General features: G+C 35.2%; 10 protein-coding genes. 9 read left to right on the top strand and 1 reads right to left on the bottom strand.

Annotated elements, in window-relative coordinates; genetic code table 11:
- Positions 1–55 precede the first annotated feature (55 nt).
- Both ACYIAJ_RS07085 and ACYIAJ_RS07080 read left to right on the top strand, forming a co-directional pair.
- Entirely contained in the window at positions 56–2251 is a 2196-nt protein-coding gene (locus ACYIAJ_RS07085; protein ID WP_483564566.1) for an IgaA/UmoB family intracellular growth attenuator, read from the top strand.
- Positions 2252–2365: 114 nt separating this feature from the next.
- Positions 2366–4924 (top strand): IgaA/UmoB family intracellular growth attenuator, encoded by a 2559-nt coding sequence (locus ACYIAJ_RS07080; RefSeq protein WP_483564565.1) that lies wholly within the window; start codon positions 2366–2368, stop codon positions 4922–4924.
- Positions 4925–5187: 263 nt separating this feature from the next.
- Here ACYIAJ_RS07080 and ACYIAJ_RS07075 read toward each other — a convergent pair whose 3' ends face one another.
- Entirely contained in the window at positions 5188–6126 is a 939-nt protein-coding gene (locus ACYIAJ_RS07075; protein WP_483564564.1) for an IS30 family transposase, read from the bottom strand.
- 341 nt (positions 6127–6467) lie between these two features.
- On the opposite strand from ACYIAJ_RS07075, the gene ACYIAJ_RS07070 reads away from it, so the two are divergent.
- The 7 genes from ACYIAJ_RS07070 to eno all read left to right on the top strand — a co-directional run bounded on the left by ACYIAJ_RS07070 (position 6468) and on the right by eno (position 15736).
- The gene (locus tag ACYIAJ_RS07070) at positions 6468–8123 is read left to right on the top strand and encodes a hypothetical protein (RefSeq protein ID WP_483564563.1); all 1656 of its coding nucleotides are present in this window, start codon (positions 6468–6470) and stop codon (positions 8121–8123) included.
- A gap of 782 nt (positions 8124–8905) precedes the next feature.
- Positions 8906–9613 (top strand): purine-nucleoside phosphorylase, encoded by a 708-nt coding sequence (gene deoD / locus ACYIAJ_RS07065; protein WP_160402446.1) that lies wholly within the window; start codon positions 8906–8908, stop codon positions 9611–9613.
- A gap of 33 nt (positions 9614–9646) precedes the next feature.
- The gene (gene tsgA / locus ACYIAJ_RS07060) at positions 9647–10816 is read left to right on the top strand and encodes an MFS transporter TsgA (protein ID WP_483564562.1); all 1170 of its coding nucleotides are present in this window, start codon (positions 9647–9649) and stop codon (positions 10814–10816) included.
- Positions 10817–10866: 50 nt separating this feature from the next.
- Positions 10867–11661, top strand: a complete 795-nt coding sequence (locus ACYIAJ_RS07055; RefSeq protein ID WP_370516526.1) for a nucleoside-specific channel-forming Tsx family protein — start codon at positions 10867–10869, stop codon at positions 11659–11661.
- Positions 11662–11730: 69 nt separating this feature from the next.
- Positions 11731–12423: a Crp/Fnr family transcriptional regulator gene (locus tag ACYIAJ_RS07050; protein WP_483564561.1), complete on the top strand. Its 693-nt coding sequence runs from the start codon at positions 11731–11733 to the stop codon at positions 12421–12423.
- Positions 12424–12749: 326 nt separating this feature from the next.
- A complete protein-coding gene (gene pyrG, locus ACYIAJ_RS07045; protein WP_160402450.1) occupies positions 12750–14387 on the top strand; it encodes a glutamine hydrolyzing CTP synthase in 1638 nt (545 codons plus the stop codon).
- Between the two features lie 47 nt (positions 14388–14434).
- Positions 14435–15736, top strand: coding sequence for a phosphopyruvate hydratase (eno, locus tag ACYIAJ_RS07040; RefSeq protein WP_160402451.1), 1302 nt, complete (start codon positions 14435–14437; stop codon positions 15734–15736).
- Positions 15737–15958: the final 222 nt, after the last annotated feature.

The raw sequence follows: 15958 nt of genomic DNA, 5'->3' as shown, positions 1-15958 counted from the left end.
CCTTAATGTTATTAAAAATATTAGAATAAAAAAATAATATAAGGAAAATAGTGAAATGGAGTTTTATTGGTTAATTAAGATTTTTTTGATAGGCCTTGCTATATTTTCTTGGATTAATTATAGCTCAAAAAGACATACAAATAAGCAAAATTTAAAGAATGTTATTAATGATCGCATATCAATAAGAAAATTAACCGAAAACGAATTTGAACTTTTAGAACCTTATCTGAATAATAAATGGCTAGTGTTTCCGTATAAATATCAATCATCATTAATTGATTTAGAAGTATCAAAGATATCAGGGAATTGTGTCCGTCATAGTTTATATACGAATACTGAAGAAACCTCTTTTTATTATGAGATTGATGGGATTGAACTCTTTTTCCCTTATAACATGTACCTCCATATTTCAGATTTTAACGTTGCAGAAGTCGTTTTTACCGAGAAATATGCATTTGTGGTTAAAATCAATGATTATGATCTAAAGACTGCCGCAGAATCTCAAGGCGGAATCATATGCTCAGAATTAGATGAACCTTGGATGTATGAGCAATCTTTTGATTCTAAAATGCCAGAAGATGAACAAACAAGTAATGATACTGTAGTGAGCGTAAAACCGAACCCTGACAAAAAAATAGATTTTGTAAAATTGTTGGAACGTGAAGAAACTCCATTAGAATCAAGAAATAGAAATAAAAAAGGTAACGGTCTATTATCAGCTATTTTTTTAACTTTGATGACTGTGTTTTTCCTTATCTATTGGTATTCCAGTAATTCTACCATTCTTATTTTAGTTATTTTTAGTACGATACTTTCCATTGTCTTTTATTGGTATCAGCCTAGATCTAAATACGATTTAAACAACGTAATTTGCGTTAAAGGCTTAATTAAAAATAAAAACGTTTCTAAAAAAGAAGTTATCATTGGTGAAGATTATATTTTAAACATTCCCCGCCATTGGCTGCCTTTTCTTCCTGAGAAGTCGTCTTTGCCTGCAAACATGGACATATCAGTGAGTGATAGAAAGTTAATTCGTTATGAAAATACACTTTCAATTAACCAAGAAATCGAACAATTTGGAGCACCAAAATTTGCTAAGCATAATTTAATACTCTTAATTACTGGAACTATTTTATCTGCTGTTGTCTATTTTCAAACAAGTTTAGTTGATAATGCAATATTAGCTTATCAATTTTTCAACGGCAATATAACCACTAGAAATTTACAGGATGAATCAACCTTAAAAAATAGTCCAATTCAAAAAGGTGATTTAGTTAATATAAAAATGAGTGGTGCATCATGCGATGTAAATAAAAAGAAAAATGAAAATAGGTGTCATACATTATTCATCAATAATCAACCTATTAATATCGAAACGAATTACATAGTATCAATAGCTGAACCAATAAAAAATTTATTTAAAGATAATTTTATAAATACTCGTGTTGATCAAGATGTTATTGCAGCTCAGCAATATCAAGACCGATTGATTGAATTGTATAAATCCTTTGATAGGATAACATCTCAATATCAACGATATATCAAAGAATCATTTACAAAACTAATAGATATTAGAAAAATCGTAATTACTGTGGATAAAGTATGCAAAGTTTCTGAAATCGATTGTCTAAGCGTCAAGAAAGAGTTGACTGCCTTGTTTGATATACAGGTTTCAGATGATTTATCTGATTGGGAAAAAGTTGTTAATGAATCTGAAATTAATCCAAATCATGATGAGATTGTTGCCGTCAGAAATGTTTCTAAGCTTGATAGTTCAATCTCAAGATTGAAGGCAGATGTAATCACAAGATTAAAGAGTGTTGTTTCAGATTATCAGCATAATAAATCAAGTTTTAGGATTGATTTATCCGAAAATAGTTACTTAGAAATGGGCAAACTAGAACATATAAATAATGAGAAATCAGGACCTGTTTCATTATTAAATGTAGAGTACTATTATGATGTGCTATTTGCAAAAGCGGAGAATATTGACATTGTTGGACGGGTTAGCGATATTTATTATCGAGATGATAATTCAATATCGGGTTTGAAGATTAAGGCAAACTCTCATTACAGTACGAACTTAGATGAACTATTTTCATTCGTATCCCCAATTTTGGTTAGTCTTGCTGTTTTTATGATTACGGCTTTAGTCTCGATTTTAAATGGCGTTGCAATTTGTTATAAATTGTTGGCTAATCATCGACGCAAGAATAAAATTTTAGCTATATATAAAAATCGAATAATATAATTATTATATAACATATTGTTATATAGAAAATTAAATGTAATCGTATTGGTTTTCTACATTGTTAAACATAAAGAAAATAGAAATACACCGAAATAAAAAGGAAAACGCCAAACAATGGATACTATTTTTACTTTAAAAATCATTTTACTCCTAATCATGTTATTTAGTGCCTTAATCGGATTTGCGAAGTGGAGTGATTTTAAATATGAACGTCGACAAAACAGAAGAAACCTAGAAGAGCGTATAAATAATCGCCAAACAACAAGAAGATTAACATCAGAAGAACTTGAGCTGATAACCCCTTATCTCACCAATAAAAAATTGGTTAAGCCTTATAAATTGCAATCTTCATTAGTGAATTCTGAAGTATCTATTATTGAGGGAGACTGCGTTCGCCATAGTCTTTATACCGATTCAAAAGAAACCGAATTTTATTACAAAATTGATGGTATCGAAGTCCTATTTCCTTATCATTTACAACTATTTGCTTCAGATTATAATGTTGTGGAAGTCGTTTTCACATCGCGCTATGCGATTGCCGTTAGTTTTAACGGCTATGGTTTAGACACGTTAGCTGATTTTAGTGATAATTCCAATGATGAAAATAACAAATATGGTTTATCATTTTTCTCTAACTTAAGTCGAACAATAAAAGAAGAAGAATACCAACTACTTGAACCTTATCTTAACGACCCCTCTATGGTAGGGCCTTATGAACATGGGCCTTCATTAGTTAGTCCAACTGTTTCAGTTATCGTTGGCTCTTGTATTGCTATTAACCAGTCTAATAAGCGTAATGATCCTATCTACACTTATCGAATTGGTGATACCGCTGTATTTTTTCCTTATGACATGGAACAATACGTTGAAGATATCAACATCGTACAAGTCGTATTTACCGAACACTATGCAATAGTGGTCAAACTCAATCAATATGACCTAAAAACAGCACAACAAAATCAAAAGCAACCAAACCTAAAACCACATTTTGCGAAGCCTTGGGAAAGTCAAAAAGCAGAAGTCGAATTTGAACAAAACCTAACTGACGCAAATGACAGCATAATTAAAATTGATAAAGATACTGAATTAAAAAGCAAGTTTACTTGTGAAATAGTCGAACAACGTGAGGAAACACCTCTAGAATCGGCGAATCGAAGTAAAAAAAACAATGGTATATTTGCCGCCGTTTTTTTAGTGGTAGCAGCGATGTTATTTGCTAAGTACTGGTACTCTTTTGATAGTTTTTTACCTATATTTATCGTGCTTAGTTTATCTGCTACTGCTTTCTTTTACTTTCGTAAAGCTGAATCTTATACATTAGATGTTAACCACATAAAAACGAAAATTCGACACAAAAATGAAATAAAAAACCAAATGATCGTTGGTGATGATCTAACTTTAAAATACCCCGCTTATTGGGCTCCATTTCTGCCTGATAAAACGAATGAAAATATCGACATGGATATCGTTGCAAATAGCAAAAAACTGCTTCGTTATGGCAATTCATTATCCATCAGTCGTGAAATAGAAGAATTTGGGCCACCAAAATTTATAATGCGCAATCTAATCCTATTTGTTACAGCGCTTTTTTTATCTATTAGTATCTTTAAATTAGTTAATATCACCGATAATTTGACACTGGCTAGTTATCCTTTTAATGACCATGTCAGTATTTGGAATATTAAAGATGCTGAATCTTTAAAAAACAGCCCAATCAAAAAGGGCGACTTGGTTAATATAAAACTCGATGGCGCATCATGTAATGCGGAAAGCAACATGTATTTAGAACATTGCGATAAAGTGTTTATTAACGAGCAAACCGCAAACAATGCCGAAGATGCCTCATTTGAGAACGATTTGTTAAACGCATTTTTTGGCGATAAATTAATTGAAACAGCACGAGATAATGACGTAACAGAGCTTGAAAAACAGCTAAACAACAGAAAAAACACAGACTACAACGAGGATTACCAATTTGGCGCAATATTAACCAAACTATTACATATTGATCGCTTAATTTTAACCGTTGACGAAAGCTGCCAATTGTTAGATGAGGACAAATGTAGACGAGCCAAGCAGATTTTACTCCAAACCATTAAACCAACCGCCAGCACACTCGACCAATGGCCTCAACTTGTTGAATATAGCAAACAGCACCCAAACTACGAAAAGATTATCGTTGCCGGTATGCTTGAACACCTAGAACCACAAATCAATAACTTAAAAAGAAGTGTGTTATCTTACTACCTAGAAAAAGCAAACACAGCTCTAACTGATTATCAACACTCAGCACAAAGTGTCGGCTTAGCATTAGCAAATACACAAGAGATAAAAATCAGCTATCCCGATGACGAAGATATAAGTCTGACAGAAACATACTATAATGCGTTACTAGGAAAGGGCGGAAAAGTAAAGGTTTCAGGGCTAGTGACGGGGGTTAATTATCAAAGTGATAACACAATTTTAGATCTAACTATTAATGATGATTTTTTATATAGATTCCATCAAGAACAGTTATTGTCATTTAACTCGCCTATATTTATCGGCATCTCTATTTTTATTATCACTGCTTTAATAGCGTTGCTTCATGGCATAACCATTTGCTATAAATTAATTGCGAATCGGCAGCGAAAAAATAAAATAATTAAATCATATGAAAATAAAATAACATAATGACTATTTATAACTGATTTACAGCAAAAAACGAAGGCTTTATCGAAGAACGATAACTAAACTATTTGTATAGGAATGATTTAGGCAATGTTATTTGATAAAGCCGTAACAATTTTGGTTTTTATATTTTATTTATTGTTTTTAGCGCATAACTAATTGGATTATAGGAACAAATTTACATTTAAAAATTGGTCAGAAAAGGTATTGATTTTATTAAAGTTTTTGTTTGTTGGTTCCTAGATTACACCATGAAGTGCAATTCGTCATAGCTCCTTAGAATAAAAGGAGGCAGGGCTTTTAAACTTATGCCGTTTTCTTGGGCGCGAGTTCAATAAATATTGTATTTTCTTTATCTGTTCGTCGTCAATGAATGAAATGGCCGATGACTTAGGTATAAACTGACGTATTAAGCCATTGGTGTTTTCATTTGTGCCTCTTTGCCAGCTTTTATAAGGCTCCGCAAAGTATACGGTAGTATTTAAATAATACTCAATAGCATGATGATAATTAAATTCGGCCCCATTATCAAAGGTAATGCTTTTAACCATTTTTTTAAACGGCGTTAGTAATTTTATTATCATATCTCTCGCTTCGGAGGCAGTACGTTGATTGATGCGTCCAATTAATACTAGCCCGGTTTTGCGTTCAACTAATGTCACCAATGCTTGCTTGTCTTTACGGCTAATTATCGTATCTCCCTCCCAATGTCCTCGCGTTTTCCGGCTTTCTACATAACTTGGACGTTGTTTAATTGGCCGTTTATAGCGGCGCTCTCCTTCTTTAATACTCGGTGCCTTACAATGCCTATAGGCTTTGCCTTTTCGCCTTAGATAAGGTTTAAATTGTTCATAGCGCGCTTTATTTTGATAAAGGTAGTTATAGATTGATTGAACACTGACTTTCTTTAAACGTGCGGCAATCTGCTCTGGGCTGTAATAATGCATGAGGTATTTTTCAACTTGACGCCATACCGAAGACTCTATTGGCCTACCATTACCGCTGTTTTTTCGCCTTTTACGAGATAGCGTTACCGCTTCATGTGCTTGATAGGCTTGATTAGGTTTTGAATTTCTTTTTATCTCACGACTTATTGTCGAAGGATGTCTATTGAGTAGCTGGGCTATCTCTTTTTTATTCTTTCCAGCTTGTAATAATACGAAAATCTGGTATCTTTCCTTCCTAGAAAGGTGATTATAATGCATAGCAATCTCCAAACTGTGGTGGTGCGAAGGTGCTAGTATAAATCACCTTTCTACTTTCTTCACTCCACCGTGTTTAAAATTGCACTTCATATTTGAATCCAGGGTTTTTAACCAAAAAACACCACTCAAAACTATTTCCCAAAGCACACAAACATAAGCTGACTCTGTCTTTAACAAAACTTTACAAATTTTTAACAAAAAAGGTAGCGAATTATTACTCAGGCGGTTATAATTTAAGCGCTTTCAAAGCAAGGGAGTGCTCGTTAGACGAGCAGTTAATTATAAAAATGTAAATAAAACAAAAATTTACTTGACAGGATGAGCAAAATGCGTTATCATTTATGGCATCTGGCATCTGGCATCTGGCCTGCCAAACCTATGCCCAAAATCTTTTTCAATTTCACCGTAGTTTAAAACAGACACAGTTCTTATTTTCATCAGCGAGGTCATTTCGCGTAGCGAAATCGGCGAGCTTATCGGCGATATTATCGCTAGTTTTACTTCCAAGGTCGAGGCGTTTACCTCTTCTATCAAAATTTTCAGTTTTACCAAACTTACCAAGCTCACTTAGATTATTTAGATTCCTTAAATCGGCGTTGTTCTTCGTGGCATTGTTGTTGTCGTATACACAGAGTTCTGTGGCATTAACGCCTTGTTCACAGCCATTCATGGCGTGTACTTCAAGGGTAATAGAGGGTAGTGCGCCGTATTTAGCTTTCAACTATGGTCTAACAAAGGCAACAGATACAGACAGTCTGTTGTCTATAAGGTTGGAAGATGGTCGGGTAATCACGCCATCTAGTAATACATCAAGCGTATCAAATCCAATAAGCTTACCTCGTGCAAATAGTAGATTGGGAGATATAGGAATGATATTCCCACCATTAACAGCTAGTTCAGTGAGTTTAAGTGATTTAGCCACAAGGTTTGGTTATTGGCGTGATGATGATGGAGATGAGCCGGCAGCAAATGGTATATCAGGGAGTATATCGGCATCATTTACAGATAAGGATGGCAATGATATTAGTATTAACGAAGCATTAGATAAATGTAAGGCTCCTTATAGGGTAACCTTAAGTAGCACAGAGGGATATTTACAGACACAGTACGGGGTTCCTAATAGAACCAATTTTAGCAGTCAGGCGGTGACATATTATATCAATCCGTATGGCAGTGATGTTTGTTACTTTGTGAGTCACGCAAGGCCGAATCTTAGTTATGGCGGAGGCTATTATGCCGGCCCATCTAGCATATGGTCTTCTACAAAGGGTTTTTTAACTCAGTCTAACGATTCTGCATCTTACGACCAAAACTTTCCAACTACAGGTGCTGATGGGTTGTATTTTGATTTGCTCATAGATGGGGGGGATGCAAGTCAGTTGACGTGGTCTGTTGTCACGAATGGTGATATAACAGCTACGGTGACAAATGTAGCAGCTAATGATAGTTGGATTCCTGATGTTGATAGGGGAAAAGTTGTCGCACGAGTTAAGTTAAGCGGTCCTAGGGCTGATGATACTCAGAAAAATTCAAGGAATCCTAGTCCTCTAGATGTACCAACTTTGCCACAGAAGTTTGAGTTGGTGGGTAGGGATAGTCGTGGTAATGAAGTGAGGTATGGGTTTGTCTTAAAACAGTGGTTCGTTCATCGGAGTAATAGAACTGCTTCTCAGTCTAACCAATCCACTTGGTGTAGAAATTTGGGTTATCATCTTGCTAGTGTCAGAGATTTAACCAATGCAGTCAAAAATTATGCTTGGTCTATTTCTGGCGCTACGCCTAGTTCATCTGGTAATTATTATATGCGTCACATAGGTGCAGGTTTTTTCACGGAGTGGGGCAACATGCCCGGCTACTACTATGCAGGCTTCGTCAGCAGCAAAGACTACTGGACGAGAGACCTCATTGTCGCTAACTTTACTGTCAGCTCGCGCGACGGCAACATTCTCAACGACGGTGGTTACTACCAGGGTTTCGCTGTTTGCACCGCACCTTAGTTTTTAGCGTTTAGTCCTTAATCCTTGGGCCGCGGGGGCGGTTATGGTGCCTGAGATGACAATCTAACAAAGAATAACGCCTCCGCGGAAGTTGGGGCATTTTCCCTTAGGGTTGCGCTGTTGCGGTTTAAATTTGTGGTCTATTTATAGTACGGCAAGGTTTCGGACGTTTTGACCTTTGGTGAATAAAATAGCTACAGTGACCACGTCCGAGCAAAGGGAATTAAAGCGAATTCCCTTTGTAATCCCGCGCTTTGGCTGCAGAATGTGGCCTTCGGCACTACTCGTATGATCCTGATACTCGCCTCTACGAGGCCATCTTCGCTGTGCTCAAATGTTCAAATTTGTTCCAGACAAATTTGTCCGACGCCGGCACTCGGTCTTAACGCACCGTTTGTGGACGCGCTCCCGGCGCACCACAAACTCGCCAAACGTACTGTTTGGCGTGCTAACCTCACTCTGTTGTCGGCACATTCTGACGCCGGAATAGGACAACAACATAATCTTAGGTGTTTTTGGGTGAGTTGTTTTTGTATTAAAAAGCAATGAAATTACATTCAAAAAGTGATCAGAAAAGGTATTGATTTTATTAAAGTTTTTTTTGGTGGTTTTTTAGCCAAAACCACCACCACCACCAATTTAATTCATCTAACGACACGTTAACCATCAAGCAATTTTGTAAAAATGTGGCATAGAACATAGAGTTAGGACTTATGTCCTAGCTGAAAGAGAAAAAACATTACTATACTTAAGGTCATTTTTTCAAACAGTTAAGAAATATTATGACAGCACATATTAATGCAAAGAAAAATGATTTTGCTCAAACCGTTATTATGCCTGGTGATCCTTTGCGAGCAAAATTTATTTCCGAAACTTATTTAACAGATGCAAAGCAAGTTTGTAATGTACGTAACATGTTAGGTTATACCGGAACATATAACGGTATTCCTGTTTCTGTTATGGGACACGGTATGGGGATTCCGTCAATTACGCTTTATGCCCATGAATTAATCAATGATTTTAATGTAAAGCGTATTATTCGTATCGGTAGTTTAGGTGCAACGCAGCACAACGTAAAAATGCGTGATGTGATTTTAGCCGTTGCCGCTGGGACTGATTCAATGACTAATCAAAAAAGAGCAAATGGTTATAACATTGCTACTTCTGCTACTTTTTCTTTATTACATAGTGCTTATGAAACTGCCAAAGTTATGAATATCCCCGTTAAGGCTGGCAATGTCTTTAGTGGTGATCTTTATTATGATCCTGATGAATCGTTAATTAGTACTTTAGAAAAATCAGGCGTTCTAGGTATCGATATGGAGGTGGCCGGTTTATATGGTATTGCTCAACAATTCAATATTGAGTCTTTAGCTATTTTAACTGTTTCTGATCATTGCCTAACTGGCGAGGAAACCTCTGCAGAAGAAAGACAGCTGACATTTAACAATATGATTAAGCTAGCCTTACAAGTTGCTATTAAACCTTAAATTACCATGCTAAATCATTTTTAGGATAATGTTATGAAACATAAGCTGTTACTCACCCTAATTAGTTTTTTGGCTAATTTTATTATGGCGGGTTTTGCCAGCCAATTTGGTATGTTAATCGAACCGATTGCACAATGTTTTCATGCTGATGTCAGTACGATTGCTTTTATCTTTTCTTTACTTAATGGTGGGGCGTTAGTTGGTACTATTTTAGCTTTTTTCTTGATTGATATTATTGGTATCAAACGCATCACTTTATTAAGTTACACACTTATTGTTGTATGTACATTGATGTTGTATTTCACTAATTCATTGATAGTGTTAGATATTTGTATGTCATTAATCGGTTTGTGTGGTGGTGTTGGGCTATGTATTGCTGGAACAATAGTCGTTTCTATTTGGCAAAATAGAGTTCAAAGTACTATGTTGGTTGTGCAAGATGCAACGTTTAATATTGCTGGTGTTATCTTTCCGCTTATTACCACTTATGCTTTAACCCATTCTTTGTCATGGGCGAGTAGCTATTTAACTGTGGGTCTTATTGCGGTATTGACGCTAGTGATTATTTTAGTTACCAATTTTGATTTGATGATAGCTTCTAAAGAAATTGAAAAACAAAATAATAATCAAAAATCAGAATGGAATTTTGGCATTTTATCGGCTGGCATAGGGTTGTTTTTGGCTATGTTGGCTTTATACACTTTTCTAACTTGGGCACCACTTTTTGTTAGTCAAAAATTTACGATTAGCTTTGAAGAGGCCGGAAATATCATTACGCAATATTGGGCTGCTGCATTAATTGGGGCGTTAGTTTCAACCGCTATTGTTTCACGAGTTAAAATTCATCATTTTTTTATAACAATCATTTTGTTAGCCTTTGTTATAACAATTGCGATTGTTAATACTCAAGATCTTAATCACATTAGTTATTTCACTTATGGCTATGGATTTGTTTGTTCTGCATTATATAACTCTTTTGTTGCCTATGGGGTTACATTTGTTAAAAATGCATCAAGTAAAAATGTGTCTTTTATTCTTGTTAGCGGTAGTGCTGGGGCAATGTTTAGTCCTGCAATTAGTTCTTTATTCCAAGAATATTTTGGTACGCAAATTATTATGAATGCAATTCCAGTTTTTTATGCGGTTATTATTGTAATGTTGGTTATTTCTCAGTTGTTGAAACGGAAAAATAACCTGAAGTGAAGGGAAATATCATGAGGAATTATTATAAATTATCAAAATTAACATTAAGCATGCTTTTGATTTGGTTTGGTGTTGCTAACGTTAATGCTGCTGATTATAAAGATGGTAACTTACATAAAAATGATTATGGTTGGTTGCAGTTAAATTTGATGCAAAGTGTTGATGCTAAAATACCATATGATATAAAAAATGATACTTATCTTGAGACGGAGTTTGGTGCTCGGTATGGTGTTTTGGATCTATATGGCTATGTCGATATCTTTGACATTTTTGATCGTAAACATGATGATCGATATGGTGGTGATAATTTCTTTGCCAAAATTTCACCAAGAATTTCACTTGATGGTTTATTCCAATCGGATTTTTCGTTTGGAGCAGTTAAAGAGTTGTATATTGCTAGTGTAAATAATATTGGTGATCGAGAGTTGTTTGAACAATATTTAGGAATAGGCGCCGATGTGGATGTGCCGTGGTTTGGTATGATGGGTATGAACGTTTATGCGCGCTATGTTCGTGAAAACTATAATGAACCTAATGAAGGTAAGTGGGATGGTTATATGTATTCAACAAGTTGGTCAAAACCCATTTATCAATTTACTAATCAAAGTACAATCAATTATCAAGGCTATTTTGATTATCAATTTGGCGCCAATAAAATAACCAATAACTCACTTTATAGTAATAATGCTATTGAATGGTATAATGGATTTTATTGGCATACTGATCATATGGCACTTGGTTATGGATTAAAGTATTTCCGTAATATGTCATTGATTAAAAATAAATCTGGAGCAGGGAAAACCAGCGGTATCGGTCATTATTTTAGTCTTAGTTATAAATTTTAATTAAAATAATGTTATATTTAAAAAATTTTGAATAAAAACGATAAGTTATACGGTGGTGGCTAAAATTATATGCAGCTAAAGTCTTTAAATAAAGGTCGTTTTAGTACATATTGGCAAAATAACAATAATCTGATTGAATCCGTTATTAAACAATGTGTTGTTGAAACTAAAATTGTCGATGAAAAATCGATTTTGTTCCGTCAGGGGTGTAAAGTTAATGATTTAGTTCTAATTTATAATGGAACGATTTCTATCCGTTACGAAGCCGCTAATGGACGTCGTTTTCATCTTGGTACGCTTGATTGTGATGAACACGTTCTTGGTGAAATGGAATTCTTTACAGGATATCTATGCCAATTTGATATCATTGCTGAGGAAGCGTTAACATTGTCAATTGTTAGCGCCGATAAATTATATCAATCGTTGATTGAACACCCTAAATTAGCACTGTTTTTTGCTAGTGCAATTGCTTTTGATTATCAAGATACCTTAGATATTTTCTTAAAGAGAACTTTATATTCAATTTGTTATAATATTGCGTTCGATCTTTATCAGCATCATTTAAATATAAATCCAGTAAGTAGTTTCCAAAAAAACTACCTAGAAGCTGAACGTTTTGGTACCACAGATCGTGTTTATCGTCGAGCTGTAAGTGAGTTAGTTAAATTAGATATCGTTGAAAAAAACGAAGGAAAACTAGAAATCAAAAGTATCGAAAAGCTTAAAGAATTTATTAAATGCAAGGATAATATTCCAGATTAGGACATTGTTGAATATTGTATATTCAACAATGAATAGATAAAAACGCGCCACTATGCAATATAATATTACGGCTATAAATGGCCTATGCAATGTGGCTATTTTACCTATTAATCTAAACACCTTATGTTGAGCTATTAACAAATAAAACAGACAAAATTTTACAAATCCATACAATGAAAACATCAATTAAAACTCATTATTCAATTGTGAGGTAAGGCGGATTCTGTTATACTGCATTCCCGTCTGATTCTTGTATGTTGTATTGGTTTTGATGTCTAAAAATCGATGCAATATTGTTCTAATAAATTAATAATGGTCTAATATTAATGGTCACGAATTATATTTTTGTTACAGGCGGTGTCGTTTCTTCTCTTGGTAAAGGCATTGCCGCAGCATCTCTCGCTGCAATTTTAGAAGCCCGCAATTTAAAAGTCACCATGCTCAAGCTTGATCCCTACATTAATGTCGATCCGGGCACAATGAGTCCTATTCAACATGGTGAAGTGTTTGTGACTGAAGATGGTGCTGAAACCGATCTTGATTTGGGTCATTATGAACGTTTTATTCGCACTAAAATGACGCGAAAAAATAATTTCACTACAGGTCGTATTTATTCTGATGTGTTACGCAAAGAGCGCCGTGGCGATTATTTAGGGGCAACGGTTCAAGTTATACCACATATCACTAATGCAATTAAATCACGCGTGATTGATGGGGCAAAAGGTTTTGATGTTGCCATTGTTGAAATTGGTGGTACAGTAGGTGATATTGAATCTCTACCATTTTTAGAAGCCATCCGTCAATTAGCCGTGGATGTGGGTCGTGAACACACGTTATTTATGCACTTAACGTTAGTACCTTATCTAGCATCTGCTGGTGAAGTTAAAACCAAACCAACACAGCATTCAGTAAAAGAATTACTGTCAATTGGTATTCAACCGGATGTGTTAATCTGCCGTTCTGATCGCATTATTCCTGCCCATGAACGGGCTAAGATTGCACTATTTTGTAATGTGCCTGAGCGTGCTGTTATTTCGCTTAAAGATGTTGATTCTATTTACAAAATACCTGCGTTATTAAAATCGCAAAACTTAGATACCTTCGTTTGCAAACGATTTAATCTTGAATGTAAAGAAGCTGATTTATCGCAATGGGAACAAGTGATTTATGAAGAAGCCAACCCAGTGGGTGAAGTAACCATTGGTATGGTGGGTAAATATATCGCTTTACCCGATGCTTATAAATCAGTGAATGAAGCGTTAAAACACGGGGGATTAAAAAATCGTTTAACGGTGCATATTCGTTATATTGATTCAGAAGATCTTGAATCGCGTGGTGTAGAATTACTTCAAGGCTTGGATGCGATCTTAATTCCTGGTGGATTTGGTTATCGTGGTGTTGAAGGTAAAATTATGGCAGCTCGTTATGCGCGTGAGAACAAAATCCCATATTTAGGTATTTGCCTTGGTTTACAAGTGGCTATGATCGAATATGCACGTAATGTTGCAGGTATTAAAGATGCTAACTCAACCGAATTTGTTAAAGATTGTGCAAGCCCAATTATTGCTTTAATCACAGAGTGGAGCGATGAATCTGGCAATGTAGTACAACGTAATGAAAATAGTGATTTAGGTGGCACAATGCGTTTAGGTTCGCAAATTTGCCATTTGGAGCCTAATTCATTAGTATACGATATGTATAAAAATGAGTCGATTACTGAGCGTCATCGTCATCGTTATGAAGTAAATAATAATTTATTACCTGAAGTGGTTAAAGCTGGGTTAAAAGTGACTGGTCTTTCAACGGATAGAAAGCTGGTTGAGATCATTGAAGTTCCAGATCATCCATGGTTTGTTGCGTGTCAGTTCCATCCGGAATTCACCTCTACACCACGTGATGGACACCCACTGTTTAGTAGTTTTATTAAAGCTGCCAAAGCTTATCAAGAGCAGCAACAAAAATAGTTTTGAATTAATATTTTTAATATATCTGTCATATAGAGGAAAATAACATGGCAAAAATCGTTAAAGTACATGGTCGTGAAGTCATCGACTCTCGTGGTAATCCAACTGTTGAAGCCGAAGTTCATTTAGAAGGTGGTTTTGTTGGCCTTGCAATTGTTCCATCAGGTGCATCAACGGGTTCACGTGAAGCGTTAGAACTTCGTGATGGTGACAAATCTCGCTTTTTAGGTAAAGGCGTATTAAAAGCAGTTGAAAACGTAAATGGACCAATCGCTAAAGCAGTTGTTGGTAAAGATGCATTAGATCAAGCTGCTATCGACCAAATCATGCTTGACTTAGATGGTACTGATTTCAAATCTAATTTAGGTGCTAACTCAATTCTTGCTGTATCTTTAGCAACCGCTAAAGCTGCCGCAGCTGCTAAAGGTGTTCCACTTTATCAACACATTGCAGACCTTAATGGCACTCCGGGTCAATACTCAATGCCATTACCAATGATGAACATCATCAACGGTGGTGAGCACGCGGATAACAATATTGACTTACAAGAATTTATGATTCAACCAGTTGGTGCTAAAACAGTACGTGAAGCAATTCGCATGGGTTCTGAAGTGTTCCACAACTTAGCTAAAGTATTACATGCTAAAGGCATGAACACTGCTGTTGGTGATGAAGGTGGTTTTGCGCCTAACTTAGATTCAAATGCTGAAGCGTTAGCTTGCATTAAAGAAGCAGTAGAAAAAGCAGGTTATGTATTAGGTAAAGACATTACTTTAGCGATGGACTGTGCAGCTTCTGAATTCTATAACAAAGAAACCGGTAAATATGTATTAAAAGGTGAAGGTAATAAAGAGTTCACTGCGCAAGAATTTACTCATTATTTAGAAGGTTTAACAGAACAATATCCAATCGTATCAATCGAAGATGGTTTAGATGAAAGCGATTGGGAAGGTTGGGCATACCAAACTAAAGCATTAGGTCACAAAATTCAATTAGTGGGCGATGATTTATTTGTAACTAATACTAAAATCTTCAAACAAGGTATTGAAAAAGGTATCGCTAACTCTATCTTAGTTAAAGTTAACCAAATCGGTACATTAACTGAGTCTATTGCAGCGGTTAAAATGGCGAAAGAGGCGGGTTATACTGCTGTTATTTCTCACCGTAGTGGTGAAACAGAAGATTCAACAATCGCTGATTTAGCAGTTGGTTTAGCTGCTGGTCAAATTAAAACTGGTTCAATGAGCCGTTCTGACCGTGTTGCTAAATATAACCAATTAATCCGTATTGAAGAAGCTTTAGGTTCAAAAGCATCATTCAATGGTTTAAAAGAAGTTAAAGGTCAATAATTAGTTTTTATAAACTAAATTATCACTTAAAAAAACGGTGACCAGTTCACCGTTTTTTATTTTCATATAATTTAGACCTACTTAATGTAGGAATAGTTGCACCAACTAAAGTTGTGTTGTACTCTTATCGTTTGATTTTTTTATGACTTATTAATAACTAATCCGTATTGATTAATTTAGTCGCCCTATAATTGTTAAAATAACTAACTCGATTTAAAGTTC

It is taken from the genome of Gilliamella sp. X-46, from assembly GCF_057063525.1.
The sequence above is the reverse complement of the archived record's forward strand: the minus strand, read 5'-3'. Positions and strand labels throughout refer to the sequence as shown.